We start from the raw sequence: 19,097 nt of genomic DNA, 5'->3' as shown, positions 1-19,097 counted from the left end.
CATCTGGCGTCAGTCGTCCGTAAGTGCGGGCGCCGACATTTCAAACCTGCATCGCACCTGATCGAAGTTTGACCGTAGTTGGTAAAGGAGACAAAGGAATGAGCAGCGCTTCCACGATCGAATCCGTCCTGGTCGAAAACCGGGTGTTTCCGCCGGATGCCCGCGCCAGCAAGGGCGCGCGCATCGCCAGCATGGCCGCGTACGAGGCGCTGTGCAAGGAAGCCGCGGACGACTTCGAGGGTTTCTGGGCGCGCCAGGCCCGCGCCAATGTGGTGTGGACCAAGCCTTTCACGCGCACGCTCGACGAATCCAACGTGCCCTTCTACAAGTGGTTCGACGACGGCGAACTCAACGCCTCGGCCAACTGCCTCGACAAGCACATCGGCACACCGGTCGAGAACAAGACCGCCATCGTCTTCGAAGCCGACGACGGCGCGGTCACCAAGGTCACCTACAAGGAACTGCTGGCGCGCGTTTCGCAGTTTGCCAACGCGCTGAAGTCGCAGGGCATCAAGAAGGGCGACCGCGTCATCATCTACATGCCGATGACCATCGAAGGCGTGGTCGCGATGCAGGCCTGCGCCCGCATCGGTGCCACTCACAGCGTTGTCTTCGGCGGCTTCTCGGCCAAGGCACTGCAGGAGCGGATCATCGACGCCGGTGCGGTGGCGGTCATCACCGCGAACTTCCAGTTGCGCGGCGGCAAGGAGCTCCCGCTGAAGGCCATCGTGGACGACGGCATTGCGCTTGGCGCTTGCGAGTCGATCAAGACGGTGCTGGTGTTCCAGCGCACGGCGACGGCCTGCAACATGGTGGCGGGGCGCGACCAGACTTTCGACGAGGCGCTCAAGGGCCAGAGCACCGACTGCCCGCCGGTTCCGGTCGGTGCCGAGCATCCGCTGTTCATCCTCTACACATCCGGCTCGACAGGCAAGCCCAAGGGCGTGCAGCACGCGACCGGCGGCTATCTGCTGTGGGCCAAGCTCACGATGGACTGGACCTTCGACATCCGCCCGGAGGACATCTTCTGGTGCACCGCCGACATCGGCTGGATCACCGGCCACACCTACGTCGCCTATGGCCCTCTCGCGGCGGGCGCCACGCAGGTGGTGTTCGAGGGCATCCCGACCTTCCCGCATGCGGGCCGCTTCTGGCAGATGATCGAGAAGCACAAGGTGTCGATCTTCTACACCGCGCCGACAGCGATCCGCTCGCTCATCAAGGCCGCGGACAGCGACGAGAAGGTGCACCCGAAGAACTGGGACCTTTCCTCCCTGCGCATCCTCGGCACCGTGGGCGAGCCCATCAATCCGGAAGCCTGGATGTGGTACTTCCGCAATGTCGGCGGCGAGAAGTGCCCCGTCGTCGACACCTTCTGGCAAACCGAAACGGGCGGCCACGTCATCACGCCGTTGCCGGGCGCCACGCCCTTGGTGCCGGGTTCGTGCACGCTGCCGTTGCCGGGCATCATGGCGGCGATCGTCGATGAAACCGGCAAGGACATTCCGAATGGCGGCGGCGGCATGCTGGTCATCAAGCGGCCATGGCCCTCGATGATTCGCACGATCTGGAACGATCCCGAGCGCTTCAAGAAGAGCTACTTCCCCGAAGAAATGGGCGGCACGATCTACCTGGCCGGCGACGGCGCCGTGCGCAGTCCCGACCGGGCCTACTTCCGCATCACCGGACGCATCGATGACGTGCTCAACGTGTCGGGCCATCGGCTCGGCACGATGGAGATCGAATCCGCGCTCGTGGCCAAGACCGATCTGGTGGCGGAAGCGGCCGTGGTTGGCCGGCCCGACGATCTGACAGGCGAGGCCGTCTGCGCCTTCGTCGTGCTCAAGCGTGGCCGTCCCAGCGGGGAGGAGGCCAAGCAGATCGCCGCGGACCTGCGCAACTGGGTGGCGAAGGAAATCGGGCCGATCGCCAAGCCCAAGGACATCCGCTTCGGCGAGAACCTCCCGAAGACGCGCAGCGGCAAGATCATGCGGCGGCTGTTGCGCAGCATCGCCAAGGGCGAGGCGATCACGCAGGACACATCCACGCTGGAGAACCCCGCCATCCTGGAGCAGTTGGGGCAGGCCTATTGAGTCCACCCCGCATGGGGTACAAACGACCTCTCCAATCCATCACAACGGGAGCAGGTCATGGGAGTCAGAACAGGTGTATTGCTGGTGGTCGTGCTGCTGATTGCGGCACTGGCTGCGTTGAACTGGGGCCTCATCATCGCCCCGACCACGATGTCGATCGGCTTCATGCAGGTCACGGCGCCCTTCGGGTTGATCATGCTGGGGCTGACGGCATTGCTGGGCGTCTTCTTCGCGGTCTATGTCGTCTACCTGCAAAGCTCGATCCTGATCGAGACGCGCCGGCATACGAAGGAAATGCAAACCCAGCGCGATCTCGCTGACAAGGCGGAGGCCTCGCGTTTCACGGAACTGCGGAACTTCCTCGAAGCCCAGGAGAACGCCCACATGACGCGCAATGCCGAACGGCATGCCGCATTGCTCGCGCGGGTGGAGCAACTCGAGACGGCCATCAAGCTGCGGTCCGATCAGACGGACAACACGCTCGCGGCCCACATCGGCCAGCTGGAAGATCGCTTCGATCGCCGGTCGGCGGCTTCCGCAGCGGGCATGCCGCCGGCCGTCTGATCGACGGCTACTTCGTCGTCAGGATCCAGGCTGCCAGCTTCTTCGCGTCGGCCTCGTTGACCTGATTGTTGGCGGGCATGGGGACCGGGCCCCAGACGCCAGAGCCGCCCTTCATGATCTTGGTGGCGAGCAGGTCGACCGCGCCCTTGTTGTCCTTGTACTTGATGGCGACGTCCTGGAAGGACGGCCCCAACACCTTGCGATCGACGGCGTGGCAGCTCATGCAGTTCTTCGATGTGGCCAGCGCCAGATCGGCCAGGGCGGGTGCCGCACAGCCGAGGCCGAGCACCGTGACAAGGAGCACTTTTTTCATGAAGTTCAATCGCGTGGGTGCGTTAAAGTCGATCCAGCGCGATTGTAGGGAGAGCGGTGGACGCTCTCGTTCGACGCGCCATGAGAACGACGGAGGAGTTCGCGATGTGGTTTCTGATGCTGGGCCTGCTCGGTGTAGCGCTCAAATTGCTCGAGGTTAGCTTTGTCGCCACGTTGAGCTGGTGGATCGTTTTGATCCCGTTCGCGCTCGCTGTCGCGTGGTGGGCGTGGGCCGATGCTTCGGGCTACACCAAGCGCAAGGTGATCGAAAAGGAAAACGCCCGCAAGCAAGAGCGCATTGACCGCCAACGCAGCAACCTAGGCCTGCTGAGCAGCCGCACGAACCGTCGTCGCGGCGGCCGCTGAACAACACAGGCACAGCCACCCGGCCGGCGCAGCCCGGCCCGTTGGTGAAACACCGCGGAACCGGCTCCGCCGGGCCGCTGGTGTTGCCCCCGGCAGGGGGTGGGCGCCCGACACGAAGTGCGGGCAACCTGGGGGCGGGCTAGAACTTGTCGAGGACGGCGCCTGAGCTGGCGCTGGAGGCGTTGAACGCGAACTTGGCCTGGACGCCGCGCGTGTAGCGTGGGGCAGGGGCCTTCCAGGCCGCGCGGCGCTTGGCGATTTCGGCGTCGGGGACGTTGAGCTCGAGCTTGAGTTGGTGCGCGTCGATTGTGATCGAATCGCCTTCGTTGACGAACGCGATGGTGCCGCCGGCCGCCGCTTCGGGCGCCACGTGGCCGACCACCATGCCCCAGGTGCCGCCGGAGAAACGTCCGTCGGTGATGAGACCCACGCTTTCGCCGAGGCCCGCGCCGATCAGTGCGCCTGTGGGGGCCAGCATCTCCGGCATGCCGGGGCCGCCCTTCGGGCCGAGGTAGCGCAGGACCATCACGTCGCCTGCCTTGATCTTGCCGTCGAGGATGGCCTGCAGCGCGGATTGTTCGTCGTCGAACACACGCGCCGGTCCAGTGATGACCGGGTTCTTCAGGCCGGTGATCTTGGCAACAGCACCTTCGGGCGAAAGGTTGCCCTTCAGGATGGCCAGATGACCTTCGGCATACATCGGATTGTTGATGGGGCGAATCACGTCCTGGTCGGCGCGCGGCTGGTCCGGCACGTCCTTCAGGACTTCGGCGATGGTCTGGCCGGTGATGGTGATGCAGTCGCCGTGCAGCAGGCCGGCGTTCAGGAGCACCTTCATGACCTGCGGAATGCCACCCGCCTGGTGCAGGTCGACCGCGAGGTACTTGCCGCTGGGCTTCAGGTCGCAGATCACCGGCACCTTTTTGCGCATGCGCTCGAAGTCGTCGATCGACCAGTCCACTTCCGCGGCGTGCGCGATGGCCAGGAAGTGCAGCACCGCATTGGTCGAGCCGCCGGTGGCCATGATGACGGCCACCGCGTTCTCGATGGCCTTCTTGGTCACGATGTCGCGCGGCTTGAGGTCTTTCTTGATCGCCTCGATGAGCACCTTGGCCGATTCCTTGGCCGAATTCTGCTTTTCGTCGTGCGGGTTGGCCATGGTCGACGAGTAAGCCAGCGACATGCCCAGTGCCTCGAAGGCGCTCGACATGGTGTTGGCGGTATACATACCGCCGCACGAGCCGGTGCCGGGGATGGCGCGCATCTCGATTTCCCGGAGGTCCTCGTCGCTCATGTTCCCTGCGGCGTTCTGGCCGACCGCCTCGAACACGCTGACGATGTTCAGGTCCTGGCCCTTGTACCTGCCGGGCAGGATGGTGCCGCCGTAGACGTAGATCGCCGGCACATTGGCGCGCAGCATGCCCATCATGCCGCCGGGCATGTTCTTGTCGCAGCCGCCGACCACGAGCACGCCGTCCATCCACTGGCCGCCGACGCAGGTCTCGATGCAGTCGGAGATGACTTCGCGGCTTACCAGCGAGTACTTCATGCCTTCGGTGCCCATCGCCATGCCGTCGGAGATGGTGGGCGTGCCGAACACCTGTGCATTGCCGCCGGCTTCCTCGATGCCGGCGATGGCCGCGTCGGCCAGCTTCTGCAGGCCCGAGTTGCAGGGCGTGATGGTGCTGTGGCCGTTGGCGACGCCGACCATCGGCTTCTTGAAGTCGCCTTCTTCGTAGCCCATGGCATAGAACATCGACCGGTTGGGCGCGCGGCTCTTGCCTTCGACGATGTTGGCGCTGCGGCGGTTGATCTGGATCGGTTTGGTGTCCATCGTGTGTCTCGTGATCGGGAATCGGGGACGCCAAGTATCGGACGAATGATTGATTGGTTCCAATCCGATTTGTGTGTCGGATTGATATGCTCCGCATATGAATGATGGATCCATCGACCTGCGCGTATGGCGGCAGTTCCTCGCGGTGGCCGAGGAATTGCACTTCGGACGCGCCGCCGTGCGCCTGCACATGACGCAGCCGCCGGTGACGCAGGCGATCGCGCAGCTCGAGAAGACGCTGGGCGTGGTGCTCTTCGACCGCACACGGCGCCGCGTGGCGCTCACGCCGGCCGGCGAGGCTTTGCTGCCCGACGTTCGGGACCTGCTGGCGCGGGCGCAGTCCTTGCCGGCACGCGCCCGCGCGGCCGCCGCGGGGGAGGTGGGGCGCGTGCGGCTGGCCTTCGTGTCGACCATCGGGTTCGAGCGGCTGCCGCTGTGGGTGAGGGAATTCCGCTTGCTGTGCCCCCAGGTCGCGTTGGAACTGGTCGAGGCGACCGGCGACGTGCAACTCGAGGGCTTTTCCCGGGGCGAGATCGACGCCGGGCTCATGCTGCATTCACCCGGCTTCGCGCCGCCCGGCCTGGAGCGGCTCACGGTCTCGGAGGAACCGCTGGTCCTCGCCTTGCCCGCCGGGCATGCGCTGGCGAAGGTCGAGAAGCTGTCGTTGGCGGCCGCGCTGGCCGAGCCCGTCGTGATCTTTCCGCGCCGCATCGTGCCGTCGCTGCACGATGCGATCTTCGCGCTTTACCATGCGGCCGGGCGCGTGCCGCGGATCGCACAGGAAGCGATCCAGATGCAGACCATCGTGAACCTCGTCTGGGGCGGCCTGGGCGTCGCCTGGGTGCCCCGGAGCGTCATGCAGTTCCGGCGTACGGGCGTGGTGTATCGCACCGCGGGCGAGTTCGAGCCGGCCGGCCGCCGCCGAAGCGCCGCGCCGCTTCCGAGCTGCGAAACCAGTCTGGTCTGGCCTGCCGACACGGACAACCCGGCCCTTGAGCGCTTTGTCGGCTTCGTCCGGGCGCAAAGCGTGTCATCGCATTGAGGCGAGAATCCCGTCCATGCTCATGTATCCGCATATCAATCCGGTCGCCCTTCAACTCGGGCCGGTCGCCATTCACTGGTATGGCCTGACCTACCTGGCCGCTTTCGCACTGTTCTATTTTCTCGGTACGCGCCGTCTGCGGCACGAGCCCTATCGTTCCATCACCGGGCCGGGCGCCTGGACGCGCAAGGATCTGGAAGACATCCTCTTTCTCGGGGTGATGGGCGTGATCGTCGGTGGCCGTCTGGGCTACTGCTTTTTCTACAAGCCGGGCTTCTACCTCACCCATCCGCTGGAGATCTTCTTCGTCTGGCAAGGCGGCATGAGCTTTCATGGCGGCCTGCTCGGGGTGATTGGCTCGATGGTGTGGTTCTCGCATTCGCGCGCACGGCCGTTCTGGCAGGTCATGGACTTCGTCGCGCCCTGCGTGCCCACCGGGCTGGCGGCCGGGCGGGTCGGCAATTTCATCAACGGCGAACTCTGGGGGCGCTTTTCCAGCCCTGATCTTCCGTGGGGCATGGTGTTTCCCCAGAGCGGCTCGATGCTTCCGCGCCATCCTTCACAGGTGTATCAGTTCCTGCTCGAAGGCCTGCTCCTCTTCGCGTTGCTTTGGCTCTATGCGCGCAAGGAACGACGCGAGCGCCGCGTATCGGCGGTGTTCCTGATCGGCTATGGGGTGATGCGGTTCCTGGCGGAATACTTCCGGGAACCCGACGACTTCCTGGGCCTGCTCGCGCTCAACATGAGCATGGGACAGTGGCTGTGCGTGCCGATGATCGTCTTCGGCGTCTGGCTTTATCTCAGCGCCCCTGCGCAACGCCGCGCCGCGACCGCGACGGCATAAGGGGATTAGCGGCCGCTCCCGACCCATACAGCGTATGGTCAGTCCCCTGGACCCGGGGGCTGTGGAGCGTCCGTTCGGCTAGTGCTTCTGGTGAATGTGCCGCTGTCCGGTGCGCAGTAGAGTGGGTGCTCACGACAGGGGAACTGACGTCATGTCAATGCTGGTTTGCATCGTGCGGGGCACGACCTGGGAAATGGGCAGGCGATCTGCCGCCATGCCCTGAAAGCAGAGCCCGGCGATGGCACTCGATCTCTATACCGTGCCTGGCCAGATCACCGGCCGCGATGCGCAAGAGGCATCGGCGCTGGAGTGGAGCGACGCCGACAGAACGACCGCGCACACCCTGCCCGAAGGCCTGCGCTTGCTCGACTACGAGATCGTCGGGCCCATCGGCGAGGGCGGCTTCGGCATCGTCTACCTGGCCTGGGACCACGCGCTCGAACAGCACGTTGCCATCAAGGAATACCTCCCGGCCATCCTCGCCTCGCGCGCCAGCGTTTCGGCGGCGGTCGTCGTCAAGTCGCAGCGCCACAGGGAAGGTTTCCGCATCGGCATGCGCAGCTTCCTGAATGAGGCGCGGATCCTCGCTCGCTTCGATCATCCCTCGCTGGTCAGGGTGCTGCACTTCTGGGAGGGCAACGGCACCGCCTACATGGCGATGCCGTACTACGAAGGCCCCACGCTCGCGCGCGCGCTCCAGAATCTCGGCCGTCCGCCCGACGAAGCGGAACTCTGCGGCTGGCTGCGTCCCTTGCTGGACGCGCTCGGCACCATGCACGCGGCAAGCTGCTTCCACCGCGATGTCTCGCCCGACAACATCCTCCTTACAGACGGCGGCCCGGTGTTGCTCGACTTTGGCGCCGCGCGGCGCGTGATCGACGGCATGACCTCGTCACCGACCGTGGTGTTCAAGCCCGGCTTCGCGCCCATCGAGCAGTACGGCGAAGTGGCTTCGATGAAGCAGGGCGCCTGGACGGACATCTACGCGGTGGCCGGCGTCGTTTATGCGGCCATCACCGGCCACCCGCCGACGCCGTCGATCGAGCGCCTGATGAACGACCAGTTGAAGCCGCTGTCGGAAGTCGCGCGGGGCCGCTACGGCGAGCCGTTTCTGGCGGCGGTGGATGCGGCGCTGTCGTTGCATCCGCGGAACCGGCCGCAGAGCGCGGCCGAGTTCTGGACGATGCTGAGTTGCGGCGAGCAGTTGCAGGATCTGGAACTCGCGCGCGCGGTGCGGCTGGGCGATGCGCTGTCCGCCACGCAGTCGCCCGGTGGCCAGGTCGCCACGGGGCATCCCGCGGTCGCTGACGAAATCCTGGAGGAGGAGCTTTCGCTGCCCCTCGATCTGGTGCGAGAACCCGAAGAGCCAAAGCCTGCGCCGGCGCCAGCAGTGCCGGCGCTCAGTGCGGCGCTGCATTGGGCGGGACCGATCAAGCGGTGGAACCGAGCACCTGTTTCCAATTGGCCGCCGTTGCGCGAGGCGCCGAGTCCGGGGCAACGACACGGCAGCCGGTTGAAGATCTACGCGCTGGCGGCTGCGCTCCTGGTGATGGGTGCTGCGGCGGTCGCCTACTACCGCCTCGGAAACCGTCAGCCGACACCCCAACCGTTCACGCCGACCCCGGTCGCGACGGTGCCTGCGCAGCCCCCGAAGGGTGTCTTGGCGCCACCGAAGCCGGCTGCGCCTGCGTTGCCTGTGGCACCTGTAGCACCTGCACCACCTGCACCACCTGCACCTCCCACTGCGGCCGTGAAGCCGGCCGCACCGGCGGTGGCAAAGGTCGCACCGCCGGCACCGGTGGTCGTGGCGCCCGAACCACCACCCCCACAGCCGGCACCCGTTCTCGTCGTATCGCCGCCATCCGCCGAAGCTGCGAAGCCGTCCGAGCCGCCGCCGACGAGCCGCGCTTCAGCAGAAACCGTCGAGCCCTCGGCCGCACCGGTGCCTGCTGCGCCGGCGCGGAAAACCACAGTGCATGCGCGTACCGAAACCCAGAAGGTGAGCCGACGTGAACCGCGCAGTCCCGAACCCGAGCCCGAGCCCGCGCTGCCCGCCATCGCGGTGCAGCCGGTGTCGCCGCCGTCCGAGAGCGCGCAAGGCCATTCGTCCAATTGCACGGACCTCCTTCAGCGAGCCTCGCTCGGACCGCTGACGCCAGGCGAGGCCGCCCTATTGAGAAAGGGGTGTGAATGATGACCACGACCTTGATGCGCTGCGCGCAAGCCCTGTGCCTGTCGGCTGCCGCTCTTCTGGCGGCGGGCTGCGCCACGCCACAGGCAACTTCATCCAAGACCGAACTACCCTTCGACGAGGCCGTCGCCATGGCCACGGATGGCCTGGTCAAGCAGACGCAGGGCTTTGCAGCCTCGATGAGCGGCAAGCGCGGCGTGATGGTCGACCCGATGATCGACGCCGGCAGCGCACAGCAAACCGTGGCGACGCAGATGCTCCAGGACCGCGTCACCGAGCGGATGACTTCGAAGTTCGATTCGCTGGAGATCCTGTCCTTCCAGAGCGCGAATCTGGGCAAGGCCCGCTACCTGCTGACGGGCACGATGACCCGGCTTGCAGTCGACAAGCCACGCGGCCCGATGCAGATCAACCTGGCGCTGACCGAGCTTTCCAGCGGCAACGTGGTTGCCCAATCCTCCTCCGTGACGCGAGACGAAGGCCTGGACCACACGCCGTTGCCCTACTACAGGGACACGCCGATGCCCACCAAGGACCGGGTCATCGAGGGCTACATCCGCACGACTGCCACGCCGCCCGGCCAGCATGCCGACGCATACTATTTCGAGCGCATCGCGGTCGCGCCGGTCATTACGGGTGCCACCGGCGCCTACAACGCCGAGCGCTACCAGGATGCGTTTTCGCAATACAACGCCGCCAACGGCACGCCGATCGGCGATCAACTGCGAGTGCTCAACGGGATCTACCTGAGTGCGGCGAAACTCGGCCGGACCACGGAAGCGCAGGAAGCCTTCGGCAAGCTGGTTGCCTACGGCATCGCGAACCAGCAACTCGGGGTCAAGTTCCTGTTCAATCCGAACAGCACGGTGTTCTGGTCGGAGACCAAGATCAGCGGTCCCTATCCCATGTGGTTGCATGAAATCGCCAGGGCGAGCGCCGATGCGAAAGTCTGCATGGACATCATCGGCCACACCAGCCACACCGGGTCGGTGGCCTACAACGATACGCTGTCCATGCAGCGCGCGCGCTACATCCAGCAGCGATTGGTCAGCGAATCCACGGCGCTCGGCGACCGCACCACGCCCAGCGGCAAGGGTTTCCGCGAAAACATCATCGGAAGCGGCACCGACGACGCAGTCGACGCGCTGGACCGTCGTGTCGAATTCAAGATCGTGAACTGCAGTTGATCCGGCGGGGGCGCACGCAGGCGGCGCCGCACCGTCGACAGGCGCGTCATGCGCGCGGGTACTTCGGCTTCCATAATTGCGGGTAGTTTCCCGAAATAGTTCTGGATTGCCGCCTGCCCGGTTCACGCGCCTCGTCCCCAGCACGAGGCCTTTTCGGGCCATTGCGGTCCAACCAAAAGGCCAAGCTCATCTCATGAATGCCAGCGACTGGATCACGCGCAACGTTTCGCGCTTGCGACCGGCCAACATTGCCGAAATCGGAAAGTCCGCCTTGGGGTCCCGGCCCCTCTCCGAACGCCTGGAGGCGACCTTGCGCCGACCGGGCGAAGCCCTCGCGCCCCGGGCGCTGCGGCGCGCGCTGGTCGAACTGCAGGCGGTGGTCGACCCGAGCATCAGCGACGTCGAAGCGGGGCGCCGCGCCCACGCCGTCGTGCAGTGGTATGCCGGCCGCGAACTCGACGAGCGGCGCGACATCTGGCTGCTGATGAGCGAGCGCTTCGCGCCCGATGTGCAAAGGCTCAGCAGCGCGCGCGACCTGCACGAGGCCGCGGTCGGCACGCCCGACGAGGGCCAGGCCGAGATCGACCTGCGCCGGGCGCTGGTCTCGCCGCGCGCACGCCTGCTCCAGCGCTTCGCGATCGATCCCGACGGCATGCGCTTCCTGGTCGACATGCGCGCCCAATTGCTCCCGCACCTGAAAGGCGACCGTCGGCTGCTTCCGCTCGACGCCGAACTCGAGAACCTGTTCTCGACCTGGTTCGACGTCGCATTCCTGGACCTGCGGCGCATCAGCTGGGATTCACCGGCTTCGCTGATCGAAAAGCTGATCCAGTACGAGGCGGTGCACGACATCAAGAGCTGGGCCGACGTCAAGAACCGGCTCGACAGCGACCGACGCTGCTACGGCTTCTTTCATCCGCGCCTGCCCAACACGCCGCTGATCTTCGTCGAGGTGGCGCTGGTGGATCGCATCAGCGAGGGCATCGTGCCGCTGCTCGACGAAGCGGCCGCGCTGGTCAAGCCCGACAAGGCCACGACGGCGATCTTCTATTCGATCAGCAATACGCAGACCGGGCTGCGCGGTGTGAGCTTCGGCGATTCATTGATCAAGCGCGTGGTCGAGACCCTGCAGGAAGAGCTTCCGCGCCTGAAGACCTTCGCGACGCTCTCGCCGATCCCCGGCTTTCGGGCCTGGCTCGGCAAGAACGCGGCGGGCATGGTCGGACGCCTCGACGAAAAGCGGTCCACCGAACTCGGCCGCGTCGTCGGCTCGCTGCCGCCCACGGCGGAACGATTTCTGGCGGCCGCCGACGATGCCAACGCGCTCGATGCGAGGTCGCCGGTGCGGCAACTGCTGCTGCAATCGGCGGCAGAGTATCTCGGGCGGGCCACCGCGGACGGCAAGCCGGTCGATCCGGTCGCCCGTTTCCATCTCGGCAACGGTGCGCGCGTGGAGCGGCTGCACTGGGCCGGCGACCCGTCGCCCAAGGGGTTGAAGCAATCCTACGGACTCATGGTCAACTACCTCTACGATCTCAAGCGGCTCGACAAGCACCGTGCCTTGCTGGCGCAGGGCAAGGTGGCAGTATCGGGCGACGTCGACGATCTCTTTCTGAATAGCTGAGCCCATCGCAGTCCGCGTAGGACGAGGAGACAAACTGGAATGACAAGTTCGATCACGCTGCGCGGCGAGGGTCCGGTTGCGTTCGTCACATTGACGAACACGGCCCGCTTGAACGCGATGTCGCGAGCGATGTGGCGCGAATTGCGAGCCGTATTCGACGGATTGGGGCGAGATGCATCGTTGCGCTGCGTCATCGTGCGCGGGGAGGGCGGGGCCTTCTGTGCGGGCGGCGACATTTCCGAATACCCGTCCTTCCGCTTCGACGAAGCCAGCCTGCGCGAATTCCACGAGAACGAAGTCTGGGCTGCGTTGGCCGCCATGCTTGCCTGCGAAGTGCCGCTGATCGCGCAGATCGAGGGCGCGTGCATGGGTGCAGGCCTGGAAATCGCGAGCTGTTGCGACATCCGCCTGGCCGGCGCCTCCGCGAAGTTCGGCGCGCCGATCGCGAAGCTGGGTTTTCCGATGGCGCCGCGCGAAGCTGCGCTGGTCAGCGGTGCGATCGGCGAAGTGCTCGCGCGCGACATGCTGCTGGCCGCGAGCGTGCACGGGGCGAACCGCCTGTACGACGCGGGATTCCTTCTGCGCGTGGTGCCGGATGCCGAACTGGCGTCCGAAGCGCTCGCGCATGCGCAGCGCGTCGCGGCACTGGCGCCCGAGGCCGCCCGCCTCAACAAACGGACCTTGTCCGCGCTTCGGCAGTCCGTCGGTCCTGCCGGGGAAGACCCGATGGCGCCGTTGGTGGCTGTCGCTTATGACTACGCCGACTCCGACGAACATCGCGAAGGCATTGACGCCTTCCTCGCCAAACGCACCCCCGCCTTCTGAATTCGCCATGACCGAACCAACGACAAACGCCAATCTCTTCGCTGCATTGCGCGCGGCTTTTCCCACAGACCTCGACAAGATCGCGGTCGAAACCGACGACGGGCTTTTCTATTCATGGCGCGACCTGGACCGGGCGAGCGCGATGATCGCGAACCTCCTTCATGCGCTGAAGCTCGAAGAGGGCGCCCGCATCGCCGTGCAGGTGGAAAAGTCCGTCGAGGCCATGCTGCTCTATCTGGCGACGTTGCGCGCGGGCTATGTCTTCCTGCCGCTCAACACGGCCTATCGCGCCGCGGAAATCGAATACTTCATCGGCAACGCGGAGCCGGCGGTGGTCATCTGCAGCAGTGCCAACGCGTCATGGGTCGTGCCCATCGCCACGGCTGCGGGCACGCGCCACATCTTCACGCTGAATGACGATCGAACCGGCACCCTGCTCGAAGTCGCGGCGCAGTGCAGCGACCAGCATGCCGTTGCGCGCAAGAACGCCGACGACCTGGCCGCCATCATCTACACCAGCGGCACCACCGGCCGGAGCAAGGGCGCGATGCTTTCGCACGGCAACCTGCTGTCGAACGCGCAGGTGCTCAAGGACTACTGGGGCTGGCGAAGCTCCAGGCAGGGCGGCGACGTGCTCATCCACGCGCTGCCGATCTTTCATGTGCACGGGTTGTTCGTTGCCATCCATGGCGCGCTGATCAGTGGCAGCCAGATGATCTGGTTCAACCGCTTCGACCCGCGGCGCGTGGTGGCGCGCCTGCCCGAAGCCACTGTCTTCATGGGCGTGCCGACGCTCTACGTTCGCATGCTGGCCGAACCGGGACTGACTCGCGACGCATGCAGCAACATGCGCCTTTTCATTTCCGGATCGGCGCCGTTGCTGATCGAGACCTTCATCCAATGGCGCGACCGAACGGATCACACCATCCTCGAGCGTTACGGCATGAGCGAGACGATCATGCTCACCTCCAATCCCTACAGTGCCGTGCAGGGCGCGCGCCGCGGGGGGACCGTGGGCTTTCCGCTGCCTGGCGTGCGGCTGCGGGTGCGCGACGATCGTGGCGAGCCATGTCCGACCGACGAGATCGGCAACATCGAAGTGGACGGCCCCAACGTGTTCTCCGGCTACTGGCGCATGCCGAAGAAGACCAAGGAGGAGTTCACCGCCGATGGCTACTTCAAGACCGGTGATGTCGGCAAGATCGACGGCCTGGGCTACGTCACCATCGTCGGACGCAGCAAGGACCTGATCATCAGCGGCGGCTACAACGTCTATCCGGCGGAGATCGAGGGTTACATCAACGAAATGGCGGGCGTCGCCGAAAGCGCCATCGTCGGCGTGCCGCATTCGGACTTCGGCGAGGTCGGCGTTGCCATCGTGATTGCGAGACCGGGCGCCGTGCTCGATGGCGAAGTCATCATCGCCGAACTCAAGGCGAAGCTGGCGAACTTCAAGATTCCCAAGAGCTGCTTTGTCGTGAACGAGCTGCCTCGCAACGCCATGGGCAAGGTGCAGAAGGCGCTGCTGCGCGAACAGCACAAGAAACTGTTCGGCTGAACTTACTGCACCAGCAAGACCGAGATATCCGTCTCAGCCACGACCTTGGTTGCCACTGAACCCATGAGCGCGCGGCCCAGGATGCCGTGGCCGTGCGTTCCCATCACGATCAGTTCGGCGCCGGAGGCGCCAGCGGCCTTGATGATTTCTTCAGCGGCGTGCCCGTGGCGCTGGTCGATCGTGTAGGCCGTGATGTTGTGGTCCGCGAGCTGCGCCTTGAGGGGGTCGATCACTTTCGCGGTTTCTTCGGCGTAGTAGTCAGAGATCACGCCCTTGCTGAGATGGCGCGCCACGTGCCCGGGCACGCCAATGCAGACGTGCACCATCACGAGTTCGTTGCCTTCGATGAACATGGCACGATGCTTGGCCAGGTAGTCGATGGCCTTCCTGGTGTGCGAGCTGCCGTCCACGGCGATCAGGATCTTCATGACGTTCCTTTCGATGTCAACGCAGGACCAGCACCGGCAGTTCCGAATGCGTGAGCACGTGCTGGGTTTCGCTGCCTAGCAGCAGGCGCTTCAGGCCCTTGCGGCCATGCGAGGCCATCACGATCATCTCGCTCTTGTGCTTCTTCGCGGCGTTGATGATCGCCTCGCCCACGAGGTCCGAGCTGATCAGGGCCGTCTTGACCTTCACGCCGGCCGCCTTGGCCTTGGTTCCGACTGCATCGAGGGTGGCCTGTGCCGATTCGGCCCATTGTTTTTCGATGCGCGCAATGTCCTCCGGCGAAAAGACCGCCGCACCGTCGAAGTAGTTCTTGGGGTAGCGGGGCACGACGGTGAGCGCGACCAACTCCGCACCGTTCTGCGACGCAAGCGCAATGGCGCTCGTCACTGCCTTCTTCGAGAGCGAGGAGCCGTCCGTGGCGACCAGGATGCGCTGAAACATGGGTTCTTCTCCTGAGAATGGATGTGCCGTCTTTATAAGTCAGGCACAGAACGGCAGGTTGCTCGGCATCAAACTTCGGGCACTTGGCGATGTGACGGCGATGCAGGCCAGAAAAAAAGCCACGGCCCCAATGTGGTGCCGTGGCTTGTGGATGAGGTGTCTGCGAGTGAGGCCGGACTCGCATCCTGAACCGGGGTTCAGGTGGGCGAGGGCAGCAAGGCTTCGGGTTCATCTGACGCGAGATGATCACACCTGCCAAGCGATATACCAAGCCCTGCTCGTAAGAGCATTGGAACAAGGACATATAGAGCCCGACACGCACCGCAGACAAGGTGCATTTTACGCCCGTCGAGCGTGCTGGCTAAAGTAAATGTCCGTCGCCGGCGAGGGCCTGATCCAGGCGCTGGATCAATTGCGCGGCGCGCGCGTCATCCGCGGGGTTGTCAGTGGCTGCTGCCGGCGCCTGCGCGGGCGCTGCGGCCGGTTGGGCCTCGCGCTGCACGAGGTCGAATGCCAGGTTCAGCGACGCCAGCACCGCGATGCGGTCGCGTGCCTTGACCTTGCCTGCGTCGCGGATCTTGCACATTGCGGCATCGACGCGTTCGACCGCTTCGCGCAACTGGGCTTCGCCGCCTTCGGGGCAGCCGAGCAAATAGCTCTGGCCCATGATCTGGACTTCGATTTGTTTCATCAACGGGAGCTTGCGTCTTGGGTGGGATCGGCCGGTAGCTGTTCGAGCAGCGCATCGAGCCGCGTGCGCGCCGCGGCGAGCCGCGACTTGAGCGCATCGCGTTCGCGCGCGAGCGCGTCCACCTGGTCCTGAAGCAAGGCGTTGGTGCGCTGTACTTCTTCGTGGCGCACGAGCAGGCGTTCGACGCGCTCGGCGATTTGGTCAATACGGCTCGGTGCGGGCATGGGGGGCGATTGTAGATTCCGGCGACTCAAGGTTTTCATCGGGTGAACGCGCAGGGCAATTCTTTGGCCCGAAGACCCTACAATTCCGCGCGTTGGTGCTCGCGGCGTGGTTCACGCGCCGCAGTTCAACGGGAAGCAGGAGTCGAAGCCCCCGGGGGCCGAGCCAACCTGCGCTGCCCCCGCAACGGTCAAGCAGACGGCGCCCATCGGGCGCCACCCTCGTCAATCAGCCACTGGATGCCCTGAAACAGGCATCTGGGAAGGCGACGAGGGCCGCGCTGCCAGCCCGGATACCGGCCAACGAGGCGGCTGCCGCATGTCCCCCCATGCCGGCAGCCATGACGTCCAGGCGCCGGCGGGGAAGCCGGCAAGGGACTTTGTTCTTGTGTTGTCTCCATGAATATCTGCGTTTTCTCCGCACCCAGCCACAGGTGGGCTCGCCCGTGGCCGTTCGCGCGCCTGCGTTCGGCGTCCCTCGCGGTCGCCGCCCTGACAGGGATGAGCTCGATCGCGATGGCCCAGAGCGTCGAGCCCGCGCTCCCCGAAACCGTCGTGACCGCGACGCGCACGCCGACCCGCATCAATGACCTGGTGTCGGACACCGTCGTCATCGACCGCGCGCAGATCGAGGAACAGTCGAACCGCACGTTGACCGAAATCCTTGCGCGGGTCCCGGGTGTCCAGATCTCGTCCAACGGCAGCGGTCCCGGCAAGCAGAGCGGCGTGTTCATCCGGGGCGCCGAGACACGCCACACCATCCTCCTGATCGATGGCGTGCGCTACGGCTCCGCAACGCTCGGCACGCCGGTCTGGGACAACATTCCCGTCGAGATGATCGACCACATCGAAGTGGTGAAGGGGCCGGTCTCGGCGCTCTACGGCAGCGACGGCGTCGGCGGCGTGGTGCAGATCTTCACGCGCAAGGCCAGCCCCGGCGAGGACGTGTTCGTCCCGCGCGTGTCGTCGACGATCGGCTCGGACAGCTACAAGCAGATCACCGGTGGCTTCAGCGGCGCCTCGGGGGCCGCGACCTATGCGCTCGACGTTCAGCGCACACTGGTCGACAGCATTTCGGCCACCAACAGCAAGGTGCAGTTCGGCAACTTCAATCCCGACCGCGATCCGTTCAGCCAGAGCGCGGCCAACGCATCGTTCGGCTACCAGTTCAATCCGGATTGGAAGCTCGATGCCGGCCTGCTGTATTCCGACGGCCTGAATCACTACGACGACGGCCCCGGCCGTGATACACGCGGGGTCTTGCGCACGCAAAACGCCTACGCGGGCTTGCGCGGCGCGGTGACGTCGAACTGGACCACGCAACTGCGTTACGCCCGCAGCGACGACGACACCTACGCCATCGTGGCCGCGCCGGGCAACGTCCCTGGCCTGTTCGAGACGACGCAGAACCAGTACCTGTGGCAGAACGACATCGTCACGCCGATCGGCACGGTGCTCGCGGGCTTGGAGCGCCTCGAACAGAAGGTGGACAGTGACACGCCCTACACCGTGACCGATCGCAATATCGATTCCGTGTTCGTCGGCCTCAACGGCAACGCGGGTCCGAACAGCTGGCAGGTCAATGGACGGCACGACAGCAATTCGCAGTTCGGCGACCATGACACCTGGTTTGCCGGCTACGGCTACCGGATCACGGAGAACTGGCGCGTCAATGTCTCGCACGGCACCAGCTTCGTCGCGCCTTCGTTCAATCAGCTGTACTACCCGGGCTTCGGCAATCCCAACCTGAAGCCGGAAGAGGGCGAGAACACCGATCTCGGGATCACCTGGACCCAGGGCGCCCATACCGTGAAGCTGGTGGGCTACGACAACAAGATCGATGGCTTCATCACCAACACCACGCTGCCCCAGAACATTCCACGTGCGCGCATCCAGGGCGCGACGCTGAGCTACGATGGCCAGTTCGGCGATCTGGGACTGCATGCGAGCTACGACTCTCTCGACCCGCAAAACGAGGTCACAGGCAAACAACTGCCGCGTCGCGCGAAGGAACAGGCGACGCTCGGCGCCGACTATTCGGTCGGCCCGTGGAAGTTCGGCGGCTCGGCGCTCTACGTGGGCCAGCGCTACGACGACGTGGGCAACAAGCTCGTGCTCGACGCCTACACCACGGTCGACCTCTATGCCGAATACCGGGTCTCGAAGAACTGGTCGGTGCAGGGGCGCATCGTGAACGTGGGTGACACGACCTACGAGACGGCCTACGGCTACAACCAGCCCGGCCGCGGCTTCTTCCTCACCGTGCGGTGGCAACCGAAGTGACGACGGCCTGCCGCGAACTGATCCTGGGTGGCCAGCGAAGCGGCAAATCGCGCCGCGGTGAACAACTCGCCGCGACGTGGCTCTCTCGTTCGACTGCGCATCGTGCGGTCCTCATCGCGACCGCTCTTGCGCGCGACGACGAAATGCGTGCACGCATCGCCCGCCATCGCAGCGATCGTGCGGAGCGTGTGCCGGCGATGATCACCGTCGAGGAGCCGTTCGCGCTCGCGCAAGCGATCCGGACGCACGCCACGCCGCAGACGCTGGTCCTGGTCGATTGCCTCACGCTCTGGCTGACGAACCTGCTGATGCCGGTCGATGGTGTGGTTGACGATTCGACGGCGGCGGAGCAGGCCACGAAAGCGCTCGTGCAAGAGATCGGCGCCGCCAGCGGCCCGCTGATATTGGTCAGCAATGAAATCGGTCTCGGCGTCATTCCGCTCGGACGCGAGGTCCGTGCCTTTGTCGACGCGCTGGGCCGTCTCAACCAGGAGGTCGCGGCGGCGTGCGATCGCGTCACGCTCATGGCGGCCGGGCTGCCGCTGACCTTGAAGGAGCCCGCATGAATTGCTTC

General features: G+C 65.3%; 18 protein-coding genes and 1 riboswitch. Of the genes, 12 read left to right on the top strand and 6 right to left on the bottom strand.

Going from position 1 to position 19,097, the window contains the following annotated elements; all coding sequences use genetic code 11:
* The first annotated feature begins 98 nt into the window (after positions 1-98).
* Positions 99-2,093, top strand: coding sequence for an acetate--CoA ligase (gene acs / locus AC1DN9_RS14835; protein WP_478101371.1), 1,995 nt, complete (start codon positions 99-101; stop codon positions 2,091-2,093).
* 57 nt (positions 2,094-2,150) lie between these two features.
* A complete protein-coding gene (locus AC1DN9_RS14830) occupies positions 2,151-2,657 on the top strand; it encodes a LapA family protein (protein ID WP_478101370.1) in 507 nt (168 codons plus the stop codon).
* A 7-nt stretch (positions 2,658-2,664) separates the two neighbouring features.
* On the opposite strand, the gene AC1DN9_RS14825 is transcribed toward AC1DN9_RS14830, so the two are convergent.
* Complete coding sequence (locus AC1DN9_RS14825) at positions 2,665-2,970, bottom strand: c-type cytochrome (RefSeq protein ID WP_478101369.1); 306 nt, start codon at positions 2,968-2,970, stop codon at positions 2,665-2,667.
* A gap of 104 nt (positions 2,971-3,074) precedes the next feature.
* Here AC1DN9_RS14825 and AC1DN9_RS14820 point away from each other — a divergent pair, with 104 nt between their 5' ends.
* On the top strand, positions 3,075-3,335 hold the full coding sequence (locus tag AC1DN9_RS14820; protein ID WP_478101427.1) for a TIGR04438 family Trp-rich protein: 261 nt from the start codon (positions 3,075-3,077) through the stop codon (positions 3,333-3,335).
* Between the two features lie 139 nt (positions 3,336-3,474).
* On the opposite strand, the gene ilvD is transcribed toward AC1DN9_RS14820, so the two are convergent.
* Positions 3,475-5,169, bottom strand: coding sequence for a dihydroxy-acid dehydratase (gene ilvD / locus AC1DN9_RS14815; RefSeq protein ID WP_478101367.1), 1,695 nt, complete (start codon positions 5,167-5,169; stop codon positions 3,475-3,477).
* 97 nt (positions 5,170-5,266) lie between these two features.
* Here ilvD and AC1DN9_RS14810 point away from each other — a divergent pair, with 97 nt between their 5' ends.
* The 7 genes from AC1DN9_RS14810 to AC1DN9_RS14780 all read left to right on the top strand — a co-directional run bounded on the left by AC1DN9_RS14810 (position 5,267) and on the right by AC1DN9_RS14780 (position 14,440).
* Entirely contained in the window at positions 5,267-6,211 is a 945-nt protein-coding gene (locus tag AC1DN9_RS14810) for a LysR family transcriptional regulator (protein ID WP_478101366.1), read from the top strand.
* Between the two features lie 16 nt (positions 6,212-6,227).
* Positions 6,228-7,055: a prolipoprotein diacylglyceryl transferase gene (gene lgt / locus AC1DN9_RS14805; RefSeq protein ID WP_478101364.1), complete on the top strand. Its 828-nt coding sequence runs from the start codon at positions 6,228-6,230 to the stop codon at positions 7,053-7,055.
* 238 nt (positions 7,056-7,293) lie between these two features.
* Positions 7,294-9,249, top strand: a complete 1,956-nt coding sequence (locus AC1DN9_RS14800) for a serine/threonine protein kinase (protein ID WP_478101362.1) — start codon at positions 7,294-7,296, stop codon at positions 9,247-9,249.
* Complete coding sequence (locus AC1DN9_RS14795; RefSeq protein ID WP_478101360.1) at positions 9,246-10,433, top strand: OmpA family protein; 1,188 nt, start codon at positions 9,246-9,248, stop codon at positions 10,431-10,433. The genes AC1DN9_RS14800 and AC1DN9_RS14795 overlap by 4 nt, the downstream gene beginning before the upstream one ends.
* A gap of 193 nt (positions 10,434-10,626) precedes the next feature.
* Entirely contained in the window at positions 10,627-12,057 is a 1,431-nt protein-coding gene (locus AC1DN9_RS14790) for a malonyl-CoA decarboxylase (protein WP_478101358.1), read from the top strand.
* A 39-nt stretch (positions 12,058-12,096) separates the two neighbouring features.
* Complete coding sequence (locus tag AC1DN9_RS14785) at positions 12,097-12,882, top strand: enoyl-CoA hydratase/isomerase family protein (RefSeq protein WP_478101356.1); 786 nt, start codon at positions 12,097-12,099, stop codon at positions 12,880-12,882.
* Positions 12,883-12,889: 7 nt separating this feature from the next.
* On the top strand, positions 12,890-14,440 hold the full coding sequence (locus AC1DN9_RS14780; RefSeq protein ID WP_478101354.1) for a malonate--CoA ligase: 1,551 nt from the start codon (positions 12,890-12,892) through the stop codon (positions 14,438-14,440).
* 2 nt (positions 14,441-14,442) lie between these two features.
* Here AC1DN9_RS14780 and AC1DN9_RS14775 read toward each other — a convergent pair whose 3' ends face one another.
* From AC1DN9_RS14775 to AC1DN9_RS14760, 4 genes are all read right to left on the bottom strand, one after another.
* Entirely contained in the window at positions 14,443-14,868 is a 426-nt protein-coding gene (locus tag AC1DN9_RS14775; RefSeq protein ID WP_478101352.1) for a universal stress protein, read from the bottom strand.
* 16 nt (positions 14,869-14,884) lie between these two features.
* Positions 14,885-15,328, bottom strand: coding sequence for a universal stress protein (locus AC1DN9_RS14770; protein WP_478101350.1), 444 nt, complete (start codon positions 15,326-15,328; stop codon positions 14,885-14,887).
* A gap of 361 nt (positions 15,329-15,689) precedes the next feature.
* The gene (locus tag AC1DN9_RS14765) at positions 15,690-16,019 is read right to left on the bottom strand and encodes a cell division protein ZapA (protein ID WP_478101349.1); all 330 of its coding nucleotides are present in this window, start codon (positions 16,017-16,019) and stop codon (positions 15,690-15,692) included.
* Positions 16,019-16,243 carry a DUF904 domain-containing protein gene (locus AC1DN9_RS14760; RefSeq protein ID WP_478101347.1) on the bottom strand — a complete coding sequence of 75 codons (225 nt, stop codon included), beginning with the start codon at positions 16,241-16,243 and terminating at the stop codon, positions 16,019-16,021. The genes AC1DN9_RS14765 and AC1DN9_RS14760 overlap by 1 nt, the downstream gene beginning before the upstream one ends.
* 77 nt (positions 16,244-16,320) lie before the next feature.
* A riboswitch (cobalamin riboswitch) is annotated at positions 16,321-16,559 on the top strand.
* Positions 16,560-16,741: 182 nt separating this feature from the next.
* Here AC1DN9_RS14760 and AC1DN9_RS14755 point away from each other — a divergent pair.
* Together AC1DN9_RS14755 and cobU are read left to right on the top strand one after the other, a co-directional pair.
* Entirely contained in the window at positions 16,742-18,523 is a 1,782-nt protein-coding gene (locus AC1DN9_RS14755; protein WP_478101346.1) for a TonB-dependent receptor domain-containing protein, read from the top strand.
* Positions 18,508-19,089: a bifunctional adenosylcobinamide kinase/adenosylcobinamide-phosphate guanylyltransferase gene (gene cobU, locus AC1DN9_RS14750; RefSeq protein ID WP_478101345.1), complete on the top strand. Its 582-nt coding sequence runs from the start codon at positions 18,508-18,510 to the stop codon at positions 19,087-19,089. Before AC1DN9_RS14755 ends, cobU begins: the two co-directional genes overlap by 16 nt.
* The last annotated feature ends 8 nt before the right edge of the window (positions 19,090-19,097 follow it).

The sequence above is a fragment of the Variovorax sp. 05L425 genome, assembly GCF_056397705.1.
Note: the sequence above shows the minus strand (reverse complement) of the source record. Positions and strands in the feature narration are given on the sequence as shown.

Excerpts from the sequence above, each read along its gene's own strand:
- AC1DN9_RS14790 (WP_478101358.1), top strand. The coding sequence starts at position 10,627 with ATGAATGCCAGCGACTGGATCACGCGCAACGTTTCGCGCTTGCGACCG.
- AC1DN9_RS14825 (WP_478101369.1), bottom strand. The coding sequence starts at position 2,970 with ATGAAAAAAGTGCTCCTTGTCACGGTGCTCGGCCTCGGCTGTGCGGCA.
- lgt (WP_478101364.1), top strand. The coding sequence starts at position 6,228 with ATGCTCATGTATCCGCATATCAATCCGGTCGCCCTTCAACTCGGGCCG.
- ilvD (WP_478101367.1), bottom strand. The coding sequence starts at position 5,169 with ATGGACACCAAACCGATCCAGATCAACCGCCGCAGCGCCAACATCGTC.
- AC1DN9_RS14800 (WP_478101362.1), top strand. The coding sequence starts at position 7,294 with ATGGCACTCGATCTCTATACCGTGCCTGGCCAGATCACCGGCCGCGAT.
- AC1DN9_RS14830 (WP_478101370.1), top strand. The coding sequence starts at position 2,151 with ATGGGAGTCAGAACAGGTGTATTGCTGGTGGTCGTGCTGCTGATTGCG.
- AC1DN9_RS14755 (WP_478101346.1), top strand. The coding sequence starts at position 16,742 with ATGAGCTCGATCGCGATGGCCCAGAGCGTCGAGCCCGCGCTCCCCGAA.
- AC1DN9_RS14795 (WP_478101360.1), top strand. The coding sequence starts at position 9,246 with ATGATGACCACGACCTTGATGCGCTGCGCGCAAGCCCTGTGCCTGTCG.
- AC1DN9_RS14820 (WP_478101427.1), top strand. The coding sequence starts at position 3,075 with ATGTGGTTTCTGATGCTGGGCCTGCTCGGTGTAGCGCTCAAATTGCTC.
- AC1DN9_RS14770 (WP_478101350.1), bottom strand. The coding sequence starts at position 15,328 with ATGTTTCAGCGCATCCTGGTCGCCACGGACGGCTCCTCGCTCTCGAAG.
- AC1DN9_RS14765 (WP_478101349.1), bottom strand. The coding sequence starts at position 16,019 with ATGAAACAAATCGAAGTCCAGATCATGGGCCAGAGCTATTTGCTCGGC.
- AC1DN9_RS14780 (WP_478101354.1), top strand. The coding sequence starts at position 12,890 with ATGACCGAACCAACGACAAACGCCAATCTCTTCGCTGCATTGCGCGCG.
- AC1DN9_RS14775 (WP_478101352.1), bottom strand. The coding sequence starts at position 14,868 with ATGAAGATCCTGATCGCCGTGGACGGCAGCTCGCACACCAGGAAGGCC.
- AC1DN9_RS14785 (WP_478101356.1), top strand. The coding sequence starts at position 12,097 with ATGACAAGTTCGATCACGCTGCGCGGCGAGGGTCCGGTTGCGTTCGTC.
- AC1DN9_RS14810 (WP_478101366.1), top strand. The coding sequence starts at position 5,267 with ATGAATGATGGATCCATCGACCTGCGCGTATGGCGGCAGTTCCTCGCG.
- acs (WP_478101371.1), top strand. The coding sequence starts at position 99 with ATGAGCAGCGCTTCCACGATCGAATCCGTCCTGGTCGAAAACCGGGTG.
- AC1DN9_RS14760 (WP_478101347.1), bottom strand. The coding sequence starts at position 16,243 with ATGCCCGCACCGAGCCGTATTGACCAAATCGCCGAGCGCGTCGAACGC.